This window comes from Ignavibacteriota bacterium (assembly GCA_019637995.1).
Taxonomy (GTDB): domain Bacteria; phylum Bacteroidota; class Ignavibacteria; order Kapaibacteriales; family UBA2268; genus JANJTB01.
The window spans coordinates 377,143-398,213 of record JAHBUQ010000001.1 but is presented as its reverse complement, the minus strand read 5'-3'; the positions used below and the strand labels follow the sequence as shown (position 1 = coordinate 398,213).

Genomic DNA, 21,071 nt, shown 5'->3' with positions numbered 1-21,071 from the left:
AAACAAACAACAAAATAATGTTAAAAGCAAAATAAATAAAAATAATCATTTAACTATTTTCTTTTATAATAATTCATTGTAACATTTAATCGCTCATATCCTTGTACTTCACTTACCGTATAGTATCCGGAGTTGTTATAAGCAAAGCAAATTGATTCACCCTTCGGCTCTGAAATCAAGGGAAGGCATTGCGGATTTTGCTGAAAAGTGTATTTCAGATGTTCTCTCCCATTTCTCTGCCAATAATATACTCTTATATAATTTCTGACTAAGATTTCTTTTCCGTCGGAACTTATATCCGCTCCGGTTGCAGTGTTAAAGGGTAATGTAGCGATATGCTCCAATTCGTTAAAATCATCAATAAATGGATACTTGGAGCTGAATACTCTTGAAAAACCTTCTCGTTTGCTGATTACAAACAAATCCATCGAAATAGGATCAATTAGCAGTGACTCGGCGTCTTTTGCTCCATCAGGATATTTAAAAAATATGTTACGTTTATGTTGTAAATCAGTAATTATTGAAGTATCAAAATTTTGGATTTTTGGTTCCTCAATTTCTATAATCTTAATATTTGCTCTTATAGCATTATTGTCACCAATATCTCCAATATAGATATAGGATTTACCATCGAAAGGATTTTTTACACAAGCGATATCTTCCCAGTCCCTATTACCACTTGTAACTCTATAAGTTGCAACTAAATTTCCATTTGAATCAAGTAGAAATAAATTCGGAGGGCTGCCGCTGTCATTATGTACCCAATAATAACCCGGGTTATTAATACTTGCTGCCATGCCTGATATTTCATCAAGAGGAGGAGATTGAATCAGATTTAACGGCTCGCCTGTATGAAATAGAACATTATTTATGCCCGTACAATTTTCTGCAATTTTTATTTCAAACTTTTCTTCAGGTACATCAAATGGAGAATCATCACACTTGATGAAGAGCATGATAATTAATATTGCTACAATAATTATGAGAAAATATTTTAAAATCATAATTGATATTAAATAGAAAGACTCTGCTTTTAAGGGCAGAGTCTTTATTACAAAAAAAAGAAATTAGAATTTATTACCGTTTCCTGATGCAGGGTAGCAACCTATATCACTGCTTGGAGCAGGTGCAGTAGTACCATTTGGAGCACGAACAGGAGTAAAGCCGGTGAATCCTTTGCCTAAAGCCGGTGAACCCGCTTTTAATCTGAAGTTCTGGTTACCAAGAACATTCAATTTAGCAAGGATACCTTCTCTTAACTGTGCTTCAGTGTAATCAACAGTATAATTAACAAACATCGGGTCTTTATCGCCCGGAGTTGCACTGTTGATGTCAGTTGACTGAGGAACAGTTACACCGGCAGTAGGGTAAATTTCATCAATTAAACTCTGGAATGAAGCAAAATTATAGTTATAACCATAAACTGTATTAACAGCATCAAAACCATCAACCATTCTTGGTCCGAAACGGCAATTTACCATTAAGTTGTTGTAAATCTGACCTCTTGCACCTTCCTCAACGTTGATTGAGCCACCACGTCCGGCTTGTGCTCTTCTGTAGCCGGAAGTAACAACTGTATTATTGTAAATATCAATGTTAGTCTGGATAGTTTTGTCGCCGCCGTTACCGGTTTTAAGACCGTTTGTAGCACTACCGATAACTAAGTTGTAAGCAAGAATACCAACTGTACCGCCTTTTGCATTAATACAGTCACCACCTGTTTCGCCTTGGAACTCAACTAAATTGTAGCAGAAAGAAATTCTGCCACCAAGTGGGCGCCATAAGTCATCAGCAATACCAAAGAAATGGCAATGTTCTACTATATAATCGCCGTCTTGATTGTCATTCATAAGTGTGTAACGAGTACTACCCGGATTTCTTAACACATAGTCCGGATTGATAAGCTCGCCTGCAGGACCGCCTGTGTATTCGATATCGCAATATCTCAATACTAATCTGTTGCAAGTCTGATAGCATTGAATGCCACCCCAGTAACCGCGTGCAAAATTGTCAATACCTTTCTTTGCATCGTCAACTGTCATTATAATTCTTTTCTGTGGTGTTCCTTCTGCAATCAACTGTCCAAAAACAGCGATTTCCGGGCTTGAACCTTGGATACCATCTCCATCAAAAATGAGTTTTACACCTGGTTCGATTGTAAGTGTTTTTCCGATTGGAACAATCAGATTATCAGTTACAATATATGTACCTTCCTTAAGTACGCCCTCAATATTGCCGCCTAAATTTTCAGGTGCTTTATTGTCCGGACCAGTGGTATTCTTGCTGTCTTCGCTACAAGAAATGAATGATACAACTAAAGTAAATGCTAAAAGCATTAGTATTCTTGATAACTTCATAGTTATCTCCATATTATTAATTGAACAAGTATTTAATTCCAATTTGCATATTTCTGCCAAACAAATTTCTTCTTGCAAATGTCTCTTCTCTCGGATTATCTTGGAATGGCATTTGTACACCAAGGTCCACGAGCGGTCTTTTTACATAAAATTCTCTCGGTGTATCTAATAAGTTCCTTGACTTGAAATATAGTGTAAAACTACCAAATTTTTTCTCTGCCGAAAAGTCTAAATTAATCTGAGGTCTTTGCCACCAGTCAAGTTTATATTCAGGTGCAACAAACACAATTCTTTCTCCCTGATAATTCAAGTCCACCTGTGCATCAATTCCAAGCTCCTGATTCTTATACAAAATTGAGAAGTTGAAAAGGTGGTCTGTCTGCCCCTGAAGTGGTCTTGTTTCATTCCTGATGATATTTGTTAAATCTCCAACATTGACAGTGCCTGCATCTAAGTCTTGTCTTAATCTTCCTGATATATCCATATCAACAAGATACATGTTTTCTTCGGTTAATCTGAAGAAAAATCTCTTTTGTGATTCAATTTGTGAACTTGTATAAGAATAATTAATTCTGAATCCGATTTGACTTATATATTTGGTAAATTCAATTTCAAGACCATAGTTATTTGCTTCATCAAAATTCTCAAAAGTAAAAGTTCCGCTTCCGATGTATGCTCGCTCAATAGGATTTGTTAAGTGCTTATAAAAAACACCAACAAATATTTTATCTAAAGCCGAAGGATAATATTCATATCTTAAATCGAAATTGTCTGCAACTGTATTCTTAACATTTGGATTACCCTGAAATTTTTCGCCGTCGGAGTTGATTTCAATAGCCGGAACAAATTCATAAAAACTTGGGCGGGTAAGCGCCTGATTATAGCTCAATCTCCAGTTTGTCTTCCGGTTTGGCATATATTTGATAAAAACACCAGGTAAGATATTCAAATAATCCTGCGAACCTTTTGTATTTGCAGGCGATTGAGGACCACGATATGCAGCAGTTTCAAATTCAATATCTGTATATTCTGCTCTTACACCGGCAGTTATTTCAAAATCACCAATTCTTCCTTTGCTTTGCAAAAATGCTGCACCAACCAATTCATTAATAGTATATTCATTTGTGCTTCCGGTTGAGCCGTTTGGATTGAAAAGCCGGAAATATGTATTACGTAAATCGCCATTTCTAACATCACCTTCATACACATATTCCTGATTTCCAGGATATTCATTCAGTGAATTATTCAGATATGGTCTGAATGTATATTGGTCGTAGAAATTTTCACGGTTTTTGAATCTTATTAATGTACCGATTTTATTTTCCAACCGAAGTTCTGAACTTCCTAAGGAAATAAAAGATAATTGTTTGAGGTTTGTAATAAAATTAATATCCTGGTCAGAGTTGTAAGTAAATTCACGAACGTACTGATAATCATAATCAACACGAATATCACCATGGATATTCAAATCATTGACATCTTTTCTGTTTAGTCGCATTGTTGCTCTGTCGGGCTGATTTCTCGTCGCTAAAGCATAAGATAAAGACCAGTCAAAAACATGATTTTTTCCGAAATTATGGTCACCACGTATAGTCGAGTTATAAATATTCTGGTCAATTTGCTGTGAGAATAATTCATAATCAACAGTACGTACAAATGAAAGCCGGAAATAACTTGAATCAATTAAGTACCATGCTTCATTTTGTGATAAGTGCATAAATGCGTTATAAAGACTTATTCTGTGGTTAGGATTAAAATTGTAATCTAATTTATTATGAATACCAATTCTTGTATCATGAATAGAGTTTTCACGTACGTAAACATTATCGAGCGTTGTCAATCCTGATTCACGCTCAGGGTCAATATTGGTTGAAGATGAATTCTGTCCACGAGTGATACTCTGATAACTTAACGCTAAAATTGCTCCAAACTGCTTATTTTCACCAAATCTGTCACCTATAGTAAAGCCCGCAATTGCATTTGGCAACGCTGTTCTATTTTCAAATACAGATGCTTCAAGCGGAAAATACTTATTTACAATATCATATTTTTCCTGCTTGCTTAAATTATCATTCCATTCTGTAATTCTTCCGGGTGAACGTCTTCTTTGAACACTTGTGTTAAACCAAAGATAATCCCTGTCTAAAAACAAATCATTATAGCCCACTGCTGCATTTGCCTGAACAAGAAAATCATTGGGAGCATTTTTCATCACAAGATTTACTGTTCCGCCAATTGCATCAGCTTCCATATCAGGAGTAACTGATTTGAATACTTCGAGTCGCCCGATTAAGTCTGAAGGAAATATGTCAAGCGGTACAAATCTGTTTCTCGCATCAGGTGACGGGATTTTGATACCATTAACCAAAGTATTGTTATATCGCTTATCCATACCACGGATAATAGCATAAGAACCTTCATTTGAACCCTCTTCCTCAATAGATACACCGGGCATCTTCTGGATTAAAGTTGAAACTGTTATATCCGGTGAAACACTTATTACACTTGATGTCATAATATTCGATACACCGATATTCATTTTTTCGCTGGCTCTTGCTCCTTCTTCTGATGAAATATCTTTGTCTGCAAAAACAAATATTTCATCACCTTCTACACTTTTTTCCTCAAGTTCGAAGTCAATTTTAACTAAATCCTTGTCATTTATAGATATTTTTTGTGATGATTGTTCGTAACCGACATAAGTTACTTTTAATGTATATTCTCCGGGTTTGATATTTTTTATTCGGTATGAACCATTTAAGCCGGCTTTTGCACCGGAACTTGTCCCATCCACCCTAACGGTGGCGCCAACAAGCGGCTGTTTGGAATGTTTTGACTTAATGCTTCCTGTTATATCAACAGAAAAAGCAGAATAATTAATAAAAAAAACAAAAAGTAAAAATATTGACTTTTTAGCTGTAACCATTGATTATTGAAAATTTAAGTTTGACATTATGTAAAAATAACATTTAAGTGTTATTTTATAATTAGCTTTATGTTAAGATTGTGTTAAGATTTAAATAGTGAATTTTGTATACTTTATATATCAAATGCTTAAAATAAAAAACACTATTCCAAATAGAAATAAGTTTGAAAATTAAAATATTTTCGCTATATTAACTTCAAACTTTAATTATACTTACTTATTCCAGATTTAATTTAAAAATATGAGAAAGATACAAGGCAATCAATACAAATTCATTTCAGGTATATTACAAAATAGAATTTTAGTTCTCGATGGTGCTATGGGAACCATGATTCAACGGCACAAACTTGAAGAAGCAGATTTCCGCGGGGAGAGATTCAAGGACTGCGGACGTGATTTAAAGGGAAACAATGACCTTTTAAGCATTACTCAGCCGGATATTATTTATGATATTCATAAGCAGTACCTTGAAGCAGGTGCCGATATTATCGAAACAAATACTTTCAGCGGTACATCAATTGCACAGGGTGATTACGGCTTACAAAAAATTGTATATGAGCTAAATTTTGAGTCTGCTCGGCTTGCTAAAAAAGCAGCAGTTGATTTTATGAATGAAAACCCGGGAGAAGTAAGATTTGTAGCAGGTGCAATCGGACCTACAAATCAGACTTTATCACTTTCGCCGGACGTTAATAATCCCGGATTTCGTGCTACTTCGTTTGATAAAATGGCAACGGCATACTATGAGCAGGTAAAAGGATTAGTAGAAGGTGGCTCTGATATAATTCTAATCGAAACTATATTTGATACTCTTAATGCAAAAAGTGCTATCTATGCTACTGCCCGCTATTTCAGAGATTCAGGAATATATCTTCCTGTGATGATTTCAGGTACAATTGTTGACCAGAGTGGCCGGACGTTATCAGGACAAACGACCAAAGCATTCTGGATTTCAATATCTCATACGCCAAATTTATTATCAGTCGGTTTGAACTGCGCCCTTGGTTCAGAACAGATGCGACCCTATATATCTGAATTATCTGAAACTTCTGATTGCTACACAAGTTTGTATCCAAATGCAGGTCTTCCGAATGCATTTGGCGGGTATGATGAAACGGCTGATTCTATGGCAAAAGTGCTTGAAGGATATCTTGATGAAGGTTTCATAAATGTTGTCGGTGGCTGCTGTGGAACAACACCTGAGCATATCCGCGCCATTAAGGAAACTGTAAAAGGCAGAGAGCCGCGAAAAATTCCGCAGGCAACTAAATATCTGAAATTAAGTGGTCTTGAGCCGATGGTGGTATTTGAAAACTCAAATTTCATCAATGTTGGGGAAAGAACGAATGTAACCGGCTCCGCTCAGTTCCGTAAGCTGATTGAAAATGACAAGTATGAGGATGCGCTCGCCGTAGCACTTCAGCAGGTAGAAAATGGCGCCCAGGTGCTTGATGTGAATATGGACGAAGGAATGCTTGATTCAGAAGCTGCGATGACAAAATTTCTTAATCTGATTGCATCAGAACCGGAAATTTCTAAAGTTCCAGTAATGATTGACTCATCTAAGTGGACTGTTATTGAAGCAGGGCTGAAGTGTCTTCAGGGTAAGGGAATTGTAAATTCTGTTTCTCTCAAAGAAGGCGAGGAAGTTTTCAAAGAACACGCCGCAAAAATTCTTGATTACGGCGCTGCTGTCATTGTCATGGCTTTTGATGAAAAAGGGCAGGCAGATACTTTTGAAAGACGAATTGAAATTGCCCAAAGAGCATATAATATCCTTACAGAAGAGGTTGGTTTTGCTCCTTATGATATTATTTTCGACCCAAATATTCTTACAGTTGCAACGGGTATTGAAGAGCATAATAATTATGCGGTTGATTTTATTAAAACTACAAAATGGATTAAGGAAAATTTACCTTATTCAAAAGTTAGCGGTGGCGTGAGCAATATTTCATTTTCATTCAGAGGGAATAATATTGTCCGTGAAGCTATGCACTCTGCATTTTTGTATCATGCAGTAAATGCCGGTATGGATATGGGTATAGTAAATGCGGGGCAGCTCGCAGTTTATGCAGATATTGACAAGGAATTGCTTGAACTTGTTGAAGATGTGCTGCTAAACAGAAGAGCCGATGCTACTGAACGACTTGTTGATTATGCCGAAAAAGTAAAACAAGGCGACACTAAGAAAGTTGAAAAGCAGGATGCTTGGCGACTTCTTCCTGTCGAAGAAAGATTAAAACATTCTTTGATAAAGGGTATAGTTGAATTTATAATTGAGGATACTGAAGAAGCACGCCTGAAAGTTGAGAATCCGCTTGAAGTTATCGAAGGACCTTTGATGGCAGGTATGGATGTAGTTGGGGAGCTTTTTGGTTCAGGCAAGATGTTCCTGCCGCAAGTAGTAAAAAGTGCAAGAGTTATGAAAAAATCTGTTGCTCATTTGATTCCTTATATTGAGGCACAGTTGAAAAAAGGAGAACGGCAATCCGCGGGGAAAGTACTGCTTGCTACTGTAAAAGGTGATGTGCATGATATTGGCAAAAATATTGTCGCAGTCGTACTTGCATGTAATAATTATGAGGTGATTGACTTAGGCGTGATGGTTCCACCTGAAAAAATTCTCGCCGCTGCAAAAGAGCATAATGTTGATGTGTTTGGTCTTAGCGGACTCATAACCCCATCGCTCGATGAAATGGTTCATATTGCAAAAGAGCTTGAACGTGCAGGTTTTACTCAACCGCTTTTAATCGGTGGAGCTACTACATCACGTGTTCATACTGCCGTGAAAATTGCACCAAATTACTCGCAACCGGTTATTCACGTGCTTGATGCAAGTAAAAGCGTGCCGGTTGTTTCAAATCTTTTGAATAAAAATTCAAGAGATGAATTTGCAAAAAATATTGAAAAGGAATACGAGCAAATAAGGATTAATCACTATAAATCATTAGAAGATAAAACACTTTTAAGTTACGATGAAGCAGTTAAAAACCGTCTGAAAACAGATTGGACGAATTACGAAATTCCCAAACCAAATAAAACAGGCGTGATTGTTTACAATCAATATCCTCTTGAAGAAATCAGGAAATATATCAATTGGACGCAATTCTTTGTTACCTGGGAAATTAAAGGACGCTACCCGCAGATTTTCGATAACCCCGAAAAAGGAGAAGAGGCACGTAAATTATTTGACGATGCAAATTCAATGCTTGATGAAGTAATTGAAAATAATCTGCTTACAGCAAATGCTTCCTTAGGAATATTTCCGGCAAATACCGTAAACTATGATGATATTGAAATTTACTCTGATGAAAATCGCAATGGCGTAATTGAAAAATTCAACTTGTTAAGGCAGCAGGTAAGCCGCGGAAATGTCGGTGATTTATCTCTTGCCGATTATATAGCTCCTCTTGAAAGTGGTAAAATTGATTATCTTGGATTATTTACCTGCACTGCGGGAATCGGAACAGATGAGCTTGTTGCAAAATATGAATCTGAGCATGATGATTACAAATCAATAATGATTAAAATAATTTCGGACCGATTGGCAGAAGCATTTGCAGAGCTTCTGCATGAAAAAGTCAGGAAGGAAATATGGGGTTTTGCTTCGGATGAAAAGCTTGCTATAGATGATATTTTAGCCGAGAAATACACTGGTATTCGTCCGGCTTCCGGCTATCCGTCACTTCCGGACCATACTGAAAATAAGAAAATCATGTCCCTGCTTAACGCCGAAGAAAATTCAGGTATTACTCTTACGGAAAGCTGTATGATGCACCCGGGCGCTTCGGTCAGTGGAATGTATTTCTCACACAAAGACAGCAAGTATTTTGCAGTCGGGAAAATAACACGCGACCAACTTGAAAATTATGCAGAGCGTAAAGGAATTTCTTACGACGAAGCAAAGAAATGGCTTTCACAGAATTTAGCGTTTTAGAAGAAGTATTTATTATATATTTCACTATTAAAATCTTCTTGATTATAAAAGTAAATACTTTTATAAAAAGTAAAGTCTGCCATGTGATGATTTTTCTGTGCAATGAATTGAAGCTATAATCTTGATTCTTCAAATTCATGCAATTTGCCGAATATCGGAAAACAAATAATTTTGCAAAGAAACTACTTTTTAGTGCAGTAATATGCAAACACAGCTCCAAAATCCATTTTACTTACTTTAATATCGCTGAAGATATTTGTCGAGATAACGATTTTTTTAAATTCTTCTCCATAAGGAAACTTTTTGATTGTTTCCGGAAGGTATTTATATGCAAAATCGTTTCCTGTCATTATTTTTCCGATATTAGGAATTAAATATTTCGAATAAAATTTATATATAATGTTGAAAGGCTGCGATGGTGTACCAAATTCCATTATTGCAAGTAAGCCTCCTGGCTTTATGACTCTCCCCATTTCTTCGATAGCTTTTACAAGACTCGGAATATTTCTTATTCCAAAAGAAATCGAAACAGAATCGAAATAATTATCAGGGTATTTTAAATCTGTTGCATCTCCTGTTTGAAAATCCAAATTTACATATTTGGAATTTTTCCTGAATCGTGCTTTAATAATCATACTTTCAGAAAAATCAACTCCGATTATTTCGGTTTTCATTCCATATTTTTTTACAACTAATTCAGCAATATCACCTGTTCCGGTTGCAACATCAAGATGCTTACCATCATTTGGTAATTTGATATTTTTTACGAATTTATTTTTCCAACAGCGGTGACGACCAAAAGAAAGCACATCATTAAGTAAATCGTACTCTGCTGAAATATCAGAAAACATATCACGAACTTGCTCACTCATCTATCCTAACCTCCATTTTCTCTCCGATAAATTCAACTGTTTCTTTTATTGCTTTATCCAATTCGTCATTTACAATTATGTGATCAAACTTATCTTGATACGCCAACTCCAGCTCTGCTCTACTTAGTCTTAGTCGGATCTGCTCCTCAGTTTCGGTGCTGCGACTGCGCAGTCTTTTTTCCAAAGTATCAATATCGGGTGGAATTATGAAAAGCAAAAGTGCATCTTCAGGATAATTTTGTTTGACTGACATTGCCCCTTTGACATCTACGTCAAAAATCAGGCATTCAGAATCAAAAAATGCTTTATCAATTTCTGATTTCAAAGTGCCATAATAATTCCCAAAAATTTCTTCATATTCCACAAATTGATTTTTATTGATTTTAGTTTCAAATTCCTCTTTACCAAGGAAGTAATACTGCACACCATTTTGCTCACCTGCTCTTGGTTTTCGGGTGGTTGCAGAAACAGAAAATCTCAAATTTGAGTATGTATTCATTAATTCTTTTGCGATGGTGGACTTTCCCCCACCGCTTGGTGATGACAAAACTAAAAGTCTTTTTTTATTCATGTTTTAATAATTTTATTAATTCGTTGTCTTTTTCATTTTTAATAATTTGCTTATGTCTTTTCGTCCATTGTTTTGAATTATTGTTAGATAATTCAGAGTAAAATATAGCTTTAATGCTACTATCCTGAGATTTAAACAATTTAAGAAATTCTCTGAACTCCTTATCATTTAAGTCGGCTTTCAAAATCAGTGGAATGAGTTTTGTTTTCATTGCAGAACTGATTTTATCGCTTAACAAACTTTCGACAAATAAGAAATCAGGTGACAGATTTGATACAATACCCTTATAAGCGGCATCTCTTATGGCGAATAATCCATCTTCAAATGATTGATTTAATGCTTCCAGGTATCCGGGTTGCTTCATCATACCCAATGTTATGGCTGCTGCACAACGCACTGAAATATCTCTGTCGTTTAAGTATCCGGAAATATTCTCAGCAACAGCAATATTATTTATTCTTCCTAATGAAGTTATTGCGGCTTCTCTAATCTGTGGATTTTTATCTGTGAATCTGAGTGTAATATATAGTTTTGACTCTTCAGGGTAGTGTCGGGTCATTACTCTGGAATATACTCCAAATGTATATTGATTTTCTGTATTAATTAGCTTTGTCAGTTCAGAAAAGTCATTTTTTTCTTTTCGTGATATAATTTTATTAATAATGAACTCATAAACTGATAAATTGTGTTTGTCGCTTAAATCAATTACATTTTCAATTGCTATCATATCTGAAATACTATATTTTGCAAGACTGTCTTTTGCTGAAGAAGCAAATTTTTTGAAATTTTCAAGTGGAGAAATAGCTATCACAGCCAAACTGTCAATACTTGATGGCAAAAGAAAGTTTTTCTCAGAATTTTTAAATTCGATATTCATAAGAGGCAAATTGAATAGCTTAAATGATAAATTGGAATAATCTTCTGAAGGATGTTCTAAATCATCATTGACTAAATTATTTATATCATTAATAACTAAATTATAAGATGAATTTTGAGTATTAAATGAAAATTTCCGATCTTTATTTAGCGAGCAATACCCTTTGTAATTTGCTTTTCCTGAAGTTTTTATGAATAAAGAAATTGCAGGGTTTTGTTTAACAAATACTTTTTCTGAATTGAAAAAAGAATCATCTCCTGAAATATCGAAAAGGCTACTATATGAATAACTATATGAGCTTGCTAAAGTTGAAATACCTGATGAATACTTATCATTCCCGATATAATCATAAAAATTACTCATTGAAAAGTTAGCTGCAAAAGACTGACCAAAATCGCGGCAATTATATTCATCATTACCCTCAAAGTCATACAATCCTGCAATCCCATAATTAATCGCAACTGCCTGAGAATATGAATCAGCAATATATTTATCATTGCCGGATAAATCGATAAGGAGTCCAATTCCACCTGCCGCTAAGGCTTCATAACCAAGGGAAGCACCTTGAGAAAATGAGACCGAATTATTTGACTCAATAGCAGATTTTTTCATAAAAGAGTTAGAAGTATATTTATCATCGCCAAATTTGTCAATCAAAATTCCGAATCCGGCTGTGGTAGCAAAGCCCTGAGAAAAGCTTCCAGCTCTGAATTCATCTTTACCTTTATCATCCAACAGAAATCCGAAGCCAAAAAATGCAGCACCTTGAGTAAAATTCTTACCAACATATAAATCATCACCATCAAAGTCATGCAAAATACCAAAACCAAAAATTGCAGCACCTAAAGAATAATTTCCGGCGTTATATTTATCTTTACCGGCTAAGTCCATCAAAATATTTATACCAAAATAACCGCATCCAAGAGAAAAATCACCTGCTTTATAATTATCATCACCGCTTAAATCAATAATAACGTGTACAGGACTTAGCGAAAGAAGCTCTTTACTGACAGATTCAATATTGTAAGTATCATTTCCACCAAGGTCAATTATAAGTAAGAAATTGCCTGAATAAGAATCATCACCGGTACCTCCTATCGCAATTTTACCAAGATTGGTTTCTACGATAACCGTTTTAACCTGTGATTTCAAATCATCAATGTTATCAAGAGTAATTTGATTTACTTTATCAAAATGTGAATATAACGAATAGCCATAATTAATTACATTGCTTTGTTTAAAACCATCGGAATAATTGAAAAAATTGCGAGCAATTTCGGTGTTATTTTTCTGAAAATGATGGTATTGATAAGGATTATGAATTTCTGTTTTCTCAACAAAAAGCAAAGAATCTGCATATTTTTTAAGAAATCTTACTTCCGGTTTATTACTTAGAATAAAATCATTCTCCAAACTTTTATATACTTTAAGAATTGGAATCAAATATTGTTTGATAATAAGTGAAGCAGGAAACGAAAATGTACTGTCAAGATTAATACCCAACATCTTATTGATAAAATCATTAGCAAGAAAATCATCATATTCAATCATTTGAAATGGCTTAACTGAAATTTTGCTACAAATGTCAGCTAAATTTTCTTTATTTAGAGAATTATTTTTCAAATTTAGAGCCAATTTCTCAGTAAGTAAGTTTGAACTTGGCGGATATTTCAATAAATCTTTATATAATAATAGTTCATACTTGATTTCTTGTTTATAAGATTCGGGAATAAATATATCTCTGACGCTCAATTCGTGAGTAGTCAGCAGGTTGTTGTATAAATTATTAAACTTTTCAGAGTTATAAAATAAATTCTGTGAGTACAAATTCACAGAAATAATTAATAAAAAAAGTACTAAAATATTTTTCAAACCTGTTCCGAAATCAATTCAATAAATCAATTTTTCATTATCATAATTTATGCCATATTTACTCATTTAGTAAATGAATGATATTTAAAATATCACCATCAATGTTACCAGCCGGATAAATATCAAATAATTTACAAAGTAACGGATATATATCAATATTGTTTAAAGTACCGCTTTTATAATTATTTTTAAATGCCGGACCTCGGGCAATAAAAATCCCGTGCATTTCCGGATGCTTGTTGTCATATCCATGAGTTGCAATATATTTATCGCTCCATTTCCTTGTGTCACCTATCAGCCATCCATGTTCAGCAAACATCATTATCTCAGAAATAAATGGATGTTTACTGTATCTTAGTCGCTTTGGTATGTCTTTCTTCAAATATACTTTATATCCTTTTTCAGATTTCTTTAGCTTCTGATATACACTATTGATTTTATCTTTAGGTGGATTGATGAATGCGAGTGTACTCAATGCGGTAATGCTTATATCTGTTTTATCATGTAAAATTTCATCAATGGCAATTATTCTATCTTCCGCCATATCAGCCATACCATGGTCGGATAAGATAATTAAATTTACACGTTCTTTAAGTCCCAAAGAAGTAATACCACTATCGAGCATAGCCACAATTTTGTCAACTCTAACTATTCCGTCATTTAGCATTGGTGAATCGGTTCCGTGACGATGGGCTTTAGAATCAGTCTCATCAAAATAAAGAGTGACAAATCTCGGCATTAAGGAATCCGGCAATGAGAGCCAATCCAGTACACCATTTACTCTTTCTTCATAAGGTCTGTTGTGATCATAGATGTGGTAGTAATTTGGTCTTCTGTAGTCCAGTTCAATTTCTGAGCCGGGCCAGAAATATGATGCTGTTATGATACCATTACGTCTGGCTGTCTCCCAAAAAGCTTCACCCATATACCAAATTGAGTTAGTAACATAAGGTTGTTTGAGTGAGAAAAATGTCGTATCATATAGATTATTGAAATAATTTGCAATTATACCATGGTTTTCAGGAACAAGCCCGGTAATTATAGAATAATGATTCGGGAATGTCATTGTTGGGAATTGAGGTTGAAGCGAGGAAGCTCGTACTCCATCAGATGCAATTTCGCTAAGTTTTGGACTTTTGCCCCTATCGAGATAATCCCAACGAAAACCGTCAAGCGAAACTAAAATGACAATTTGCTTATTATCTTCTGATTTAGTAAAACCAAATATAGAAATAAAAGCCAAACACAAGATCAAAGTAAATTTTTTCATATTTATAAAATGTAATTTAATAATGATTCTAAAATAATAAAAATTGATTAAGTGTTAATTAATTTTAGAAAAAAAGTTTTGATTTTCGAATTATTTTAAATTGTATGTGGCAATATTAATTTACAAAAACATCACCCACTCCATATCAGATTTATTCAGAGCAATAAATTAAATTTTCGTGTTTTGCAACACTAAATAATATAAATTCAGATGCTCCTGACGAAGAAGAAAATTTTCGATTAATCTATTGAATAATAATCAGTTATGTTTCACTGATATTTCAGACTATGGCAGAAGTATGCAAAATGAATAAATTATTAGTATTTGTGAATATAAGTAGTTTGAGAGGCAATCTGAAATTTTCAATCATGAATACTACAAAAGCATTAGAAAGCTTGATATTTCTTGCTTAAATGCTTATTTTTTCGTATTTTTGTAAGTTTGTTATAACTCACTTTCTAAATAAAGATAAATTTATGTCACTGCTTGATAAAGGTAACATAGTCGAGACCCTTCTCGAAGATGAAATGCGTAATTCGTATCTGGATTACTCAATGTCAGTAATAGTATCGCGTGCCTTACCGGATGTACGTGATGGTCTTAAGCCTGTTCACAGACGAATATTATTTGCGATGCAGGAATTAGGTCTCGCACCCAACCGTCCTTACAAAAAGTCAGCACGTCTTGTTGGTGAAGTGCTTGGCAAGTATCACCCTCATGGAGACAGCTCAGTTTATGAAGCAATGGTTAGACTTGCTCAGAATTGGAGTATGCGTTATCCACTTGTTGATGGTCAGGGTAACTACGGCTCAGTTGACGGCGACCCACCTGCTGCAATGCGTTACACAGAAACAAGACTTGCACAAATAGCAACTCAGACTTTAAGAGATATTGATAAAAATACTGTTGAATTTCAGAATAATTTTGATGAATCGTTAAAAGAACCAACAGTACTTCCAACTGTACTTCCAACTTTACTTGTTAACGGCGCAAGCGGGATTGCTGTTGGCATGGCAACAAATATTCCTCCACACAATTTAACAGAAATTATAAATGGTTTGATGGCTTTAATTGAGAATCCAGATTTAACCGATGAAGAAATAATGAAAATTATTCCTGCTCCTGATTTCCCGACGGGCGGTATTATTTACGGTTATAATGGTGTTAGAGATTCATATCTCACCGGACGCGGAAAAATTACAGTAAGAGCGAAAGTCTTCATTGAAGAGAATAAAGCCAAATCCAGACAGTCATTAATTGTAGCAGAGCTACCATATCAAGTAAATAAAGCCAATCTGATTGAAAAGATTGCAGACCTTGTTCGCAGTAAGGTAATTGAAGATATTTCAGGTCTTAATGATGAATCTGATAGGAACGGAATGAGAATCGTTATTGACCTCAAGCGTGATGCTAATGCTGATGTTGTACTTAACAATTTATTTAAACATTCTCAATTGCAGGTTACTTTCGGCTCGAATATGCTGTCACTTGTTAATGGCAGACCAAAAGTGCTGACACTTAAACAAATGATGCATTATTTCATCAAATTCAGAAATGAAATTGTTGTAAAAAGAACCAAGTTTGAACTTGACCAAGCCGAGAAACGTGCTCACATTTTGGAAGGTTTTATAATTGCTCTTGATAATCTTGATGCTGTAATCAAAACTATCAGAGATTCGCGTGACCCGAATACTGCATCTATTGCACTTCAGGAAAACTTCGGACTATCGGAAATTCAGTCAAAAGCGATTCTCGAAATGAGACTTCAAAGATTGACCGGTCTTGAAAGAGAGAAAATTCAAAAAGAATATCGCGAAATACTTCAATTAATTGAAAAACTCAAATCAATTTTAGATAATCATAATCTTCAAATGGAAATAATCAAAGAAGAACTTCTTGAGCTGAAAAATAAATTCGGTGATGAAAGAAGAACTGAAATTGTTATGGATTCCCGTGAATTTTCTATTGAGGATATGATAGCTAATGAAGAGGTAATCGTAACAATGTCTCATAATGGGTATATCAAGCGAACAGCACTGGTTAATTACCGTCGCCAAAACAAAGGCGGCAGAGGCTCGAGCGGTACAGCCACTTATGACGATGACTTTATTGAATTTATCTATCAGGCATCTACTCATCAATATATTTTATTCTTTACTGATGCCGGAAGAGTATATAGAATCAAGGTTTACGACATACCGGAAGGAAGCAGAAATTCAAAAGGCAGGTCTGTTGCTAATGTAATCGGAAAATTGCCTGATGAAAAAGTAACTGCATTAATGCCTGTTAAAGAATTTACGGATAATGAATTCGCTATGATGTGTACAAAAAGCGGAACAATCAAGAAAACGGGGCTTTCAGCATTCGCCCATGTAAGGCAGACAGGAATAATTGCAATTAATCTTGATGAAGGGGATAAACTGATTTCAGCACAAATCACAGATGGAAATTGCGATGTTATCATCGGTACACGAGAAGGTCTTGCCTGCAGATTCAGAGAAAGTGATGTCAGAGGTATGGGCAGAACCGCCGCTGGTGTGAGAGGAATTTCATTATCAAAAGACGACTATGTAATTTCAATGATTGTTATCAAGCGTGCTGATACACAAGTGCTGGTTGTAAGTGACAAAGGTTATGGAAAACGAACCAAGCACGAAGATTTCAGACTAACAAAACGCGGCGCCAAAGGTGTTATTTCGATGAATCTTACCTCTAAAACCGGAAAAGTAATTGGGCTTCTGCCTGCTAATGACAGCGAGGATTTAGTGGTTATGACTGTAAATGGTATTCTTATCCGTCAAAGCATCAAAAATATTCGTACAATTGGTAGAAATACTCAAGGTGTAAGACTTATCAGACTGGATGAAGGCGATAAAATTGCTGACATTACTACAGTAAATCGTGATGATGATGAAATTACCGGTGAGGAAATTGATTTCGATCATACTGATGCAAACGGTCAGGAACCTTTGTTATAAATTCATTTGATTGTTATTAAAAATGCAAAGCCCTTTATGATTCCTAAGGGGCTTTTTTTTATTAGATTTCGTATATGAGCTAACAATATTAGTTGAATTCTGTTGTAAATTGAGGAACAATAATGATAATCAGATATTTTTCATCAACCCATACTTAATTTTCTTGAAGAATGATTAGCTGAATCCATCAAGTCCACATAATATTTTTGGTCCTTGAAATCTTTTTCCGAAATATAAGTTATATCAAGAAATTTTTCAATATAATAGCCTGAGCGATTGTAATTAATTTGACTCAGGCAATGATTCCATCCCTCAAACCAAGTATTAAGTTCCCTGCGTTGATCTTCGCTTCCTTCAAAATGAACAAGAAGGTCAATATCGGAATTTGCGCTCGCAGTTTCGTTAAACACAGTTCCGAAAAGATAAACCCCCTTAACTCCAAATCTCGCAGCATCCATTTTGAGTGCTAAACTTTCTGCCATACGTTTTCTCCATTGAAGCGGCTCATCATAATAACTGTCACTTTTCTGCACAAGCTCAGTATTTGCCGTATAACTTTGAGAAATAGAAGAATCAGCAAGCAAACACATCGCTACACCCATATCCGCATTCAGTAATACTCGTGCTACGCTTCCTGCTGTGCTCTCGCGGACATTTATTACTTTCAGTACGTCGGCTATATGTTCAAATTCCGGTAAAAATCTTGTCAAAGTATTTTCTTTTGAGTTGAAGAACTCCCAATTAAATTCCTGGTTTTCATTGTCAGGATAAAGAGGTAAATATCTTATTCCGGCCTCTACCAAATCCTGAAAGAAATGAGTGCCGAAAGAAAGTTCAGGAGTATAATTTTCTTGTTGTTTAGCAATTTCGATAAGAACTGCACAGTTATGTATATCAGAATAAGTGACTTTTACACCGAGCTTTATTTCATCACGGCTTCCCCATCTTCCGGGACCCATAAGTATAAAATTCTTCTTGGGTAACATTTTATTGAGTTTACCAACAGCAAGCCCTACAGCAAGCAAGTCTTCGTGTTTCTCCAATTTTGAATATTTGAGCGGGTCAACATATACTATAAATGCTATATCGGGAACTTTACCGTTTGAAACAAATTTATTAGCTGTAAAGAGTACTTTTTCCTGAGGTACATCAGTTGGTATTATCGCCGATACAGATTCACCGGATGAAGATTGGGGACGGCATTGCAATAAATAAATATTCTTACCATCACATGCAAATTCAATGTCAACCGGAGTATCGAGTTTATCTTTAAGTTCAACCATCATATAATAAATTTGTTCGATATATTTTTTGCCGTTGATTAAATTATCGAATGTTGCAATAATATCGTGCTGTCTTGTATCTATACCAAGTCCAATTGGTCTTTTTATATTTCTTCCATCTACTATAGAAAATATTTCATTTAGCATAGGATAATCATTACCGATTTCACGTATTAAATCATCAACAGAAATTGTTTCAAATGTATTTGTATTTAAATTCATTACATCAATAAATTTCGGAGCATATCCTACAATTTCCTGAAATGTTTGATTTACTCTTAAATTTGGTTTTCCCGGAGCAAGCAACATTGGAAAATCATCACCAATTCTATCCACAGCACGAGTACCTAAACCAGGAACCATACGGATTAATCCATCTTCACGCTCAATCCTTGGTGACCAGCGAAATTCATTATTACTGAATGCAACTCCGGAGAATGCCGGAAAGAAATATTTACCTTTTTTGACACCGACAACCTCCTGAATTAGAATAGCCATTTCTTCATTATAATCAAGCAGACCCTTTTCAGTTCTGTATCCAATAGGGTCAGGACCAAATGTAGAAGCATAAACTTCAGATATTGCGTCAAGAAGTTCTTCCATTCTCTGTTGCTTTGGACCTTGATTTGCAAGGAACAGGCTCTTGTATTTTCCTGCAAAAGCTGATCCAAGTCTGTCTTCAAGCAATGATGAGCTACGTACTATTATTGGATTATCGCCAAAATCATCAAGAGCCCGGCTTAAACCATTCATTATTTCAGGTGAAAAATTGGAGTTTTTAAATGCTTGAATTATATGTGGATACTCCTGACGTATTTCATCAATATCCTTATACTTCTGGTCTAAAACATCTTCCATATTATTATAATACATGAAATTAGTTAATCCGTCTGATGTAATATACCATGTTTTCGGGAATCTCACTGACCTGAGAGCATCAGAAAATTTATTTGATTTTTCAATTATTTTTCTTGCAAGAAGAAGACCCGCTCCTTTGCCACCAATTTTACCATGACTTTCTGCTGGAAAGATCAATTTTTGCAATAAATAATAGAAATCTTCTTCCCAAAAGTAATTCTTAGCAATATCAATAAATTCGAGTTGTTCAGTCAGAAATCTTCTAATCAATGCCACAACTATACCGTGTCTGGTAGGTGTAGCACCGATTTCTCCTCCCGGGTTAATACTGTGATACCTTCTTATAGCATCGGCAAGGTCAGTCAGTGATGAATTCTGATTAGCAAGCAACTTAATCAGAATATGAGATTTCTCTTCGTGAATCCATTTCTGAATTTTTTGTATTATGTCTTCATCGCTGAAATATCTTGAAGCTAATTTGAAAATTTCATGACCAAACTTGAATGACTGCATCAGAACTGTTTTCTTGCTTGGTCTGTTAATTTCAGTGGAAACAGTAGTATCATAGTCTATATTCGAACCTAACTTTTTGAACAAATCAGTTGATTCTCTAACACCTTTACAAAAAAGATGATTAAGCATTTTGCGAGATAAAATAGAATATAAATTTTGGTCAGTTTTCTTGAGCATATCAAGAATAACCAGCCATTCAGGTTTATGTGATTCGGTAAGCTCATCATTTAATTCTTTAAGCTCATGAAATAAGCCTCTGACTTTAAGATAAATAGCGAAATGTCCTACTCTGTCTGAAATTGTTGTAAGTAGTTGCGTCTCTTCCTGAAGAAATGGATTTTGGCTTGATGGGATATCGCTTTCACTTGAAAAGACTTCAATTTTTCCGAAAGACTCATCGAACGCTTTGATAATATTTTCGATTTTGAAATTACTTTCTTTGAATTTTGTACTGTGATAAATCTTATCAAAAAACTTGATTCTTATCTGAATTGTTTCAGGAAATCTGAAGCCTGTTGGAATTATCAATAACAAAGAATTCATCAATTCTTCTAACGTGAGGTGGGTTTGACTAAATAAATCCTCTACCCGATAAAGGCAATTTAATTCTTTAGTTCTTTCAATTAAGTCTGAATTTACAGTATGTTTCAACTTACTCATCTTTGTAGTCATTATGAAAAATAAATATATGGATAATTACAATTTATTTAAAAAGTTTATAAGGCATAATTATTTTAAATATATTTTTAATTGAAAT

10 protein-coding genes are annotated in these 21,071 nt (G+C 34.8%); 2 read left to right on the top strand and 8 right to left on the bottom strand.

Translation table 11 applies throughout. From position 1 onward, the window contains the following. Window positions 1-53: 53 nt before the first annotated feature. The 3 genes from KF896_01540 to KF896_01530 all read right to left on the bottom strand — a co-directional run bounded on the left by KF896_01540 (window position 54) and on the right by KF896_01530 (window position 5,283). Window positions 54-956, bottom strand: coding sequence for a PE-PGRS family protein (locus KF896_01540; protein ID MBX3042376.1), 903 nt, complete (start codon window positions 954-956; stop codon window positions 54-56). 111 nt (window positions 957-1,067) lie between these two features. Beyond that, window positions 1,068-2,357 carry a hypothetical protein gene (locus KF896_01535; protein MBX3042375.1) on the bottom strand — a complete coding sequence of 430 codons (1,290 nt, stop codon included), beginning with the start codon at window positions 2,355-2,357 and terminating at the stop codon, window positions 1,068-1,070. A 16-nt stretch (window positions 2,358-2,373) separates the two neighbouring features. After that, window positions 2,374-5,283, bottom strand: coding sequence for a TonB-dependent receptor (locus tag KF896_01530; GenBank protein MBX3042374.1), 2,910 nt, complete (start codon window positions 5,281-5,283; stop codon window positions 2,374-2,376). A 241-nt stretch (window positions 5,284-5,524) separates the two neighbouring features. Between KF896_01530 and metH the strand changes: the two genes are divergently transcribed. Continuing rightward, entirely contained in the window at window positions 5,525-9,220 is a 3,696-nt protein-coding gene (gene metH, locus KF896_01525; GenBank protein MBX3042373.1) for a methionine synthase, read from the top strand. Window positions 9,221-9,402: 182 nt separating this feature from the next. Here the strand turns inward: metH and ubiE are convergent, their stop codons facing one another. The 4 genes from ubiE to KF896_01505 all read right to left on the bottom strand — a co-directional run bounded on the left by ubiE (window position 9,403) and on the right by KF896_01505 (window position 14,682). Further along, entirely contained in the window at window positions 9,403-10,092 is a 690-nt protein-coding gene (gene ubiE, locus KF896_01520; protein ID MBX3042372.1) for a bifunctional demethylmenaquinone methyltransferase/2-methoxy-6-polyprenyl-1,4-benzoquinol methylase UbiE, read from the bottom strand. Continuing rightward, complete coding sequence (gene gmk / locus KF896_01515; GenBank protein ID MBX3042371.1) at window positions 10,085-10,663, bottom strand: guanylate kinase; 579 nt, start codon at window positions 10,661-10,663, stop codon at window positions 10,085-10,087. Before gmk ends, ubiE begins: the two co-directional genes overlap by 8 nt. Further along, complete coding sequence (locus KF896_01510; GenBank protein ID MBX3042370.1) at window positions 10,656-13,373, bottom strand: HEAT repeat domain-containing protein; 2,718 nt, start codon at window positions 13,371-13,373, stop codon at window positions 10,656-10,658. Before KF896_01510 ends, gmk begins: the two co-directional genes overlap by 8 nt. 97 nt (window positions 13,374-13,470) lie before the next feature. Continuing rightward, window positions 13,471-14,682 carry an alkaline phosphatase family protein gene (locus KF896_01505; GenBank protein ID MBX3042369.1) on the bottom strand — a complete coding sequence of 404 codons (1,212 nt, stop codon included), beginning with the start codon at window positions 14,680-14,682 and terminating at the stop codon, window positions 13,471-13,473. A gap of 476 nt (window positions 14,683-15,158) precedes the next feature. Here KF896_01505 and gyrA point away from each other — a divergent pair, with 476 nt between their 5' ends. After that, window positions 15,159-17,660 (top strand): DNA gyrase subunit A, encoded by a 2,502-nt coding sequence (gene gyrA / locus KF896_01500; protein MBX3042368.1) that lies wholly within the window; start codon window positions 15,159-15,161, stop codon window positions 17,658-17,660. 143 nt (window positions 17,661-17,803) lie between these two features. On the opposite strand, the gene KF896_01495 is transcribed toward gyrA, so the two are convergent. After that, the gene (locus KF896_01495; protein MBX3042367.1) at window positions 17,804-20,974 is read right to left on the bottom strand and encodes a pyruvate, phosphate dikinase; all 3,171 of its coding nucleotides are present in this window, start codon (window positions 20,972-20,974) and stop codon (window positions 17,804-17,806) included. Window positions 20,975-21,071 lie beyond the last annotated feature (97 nt).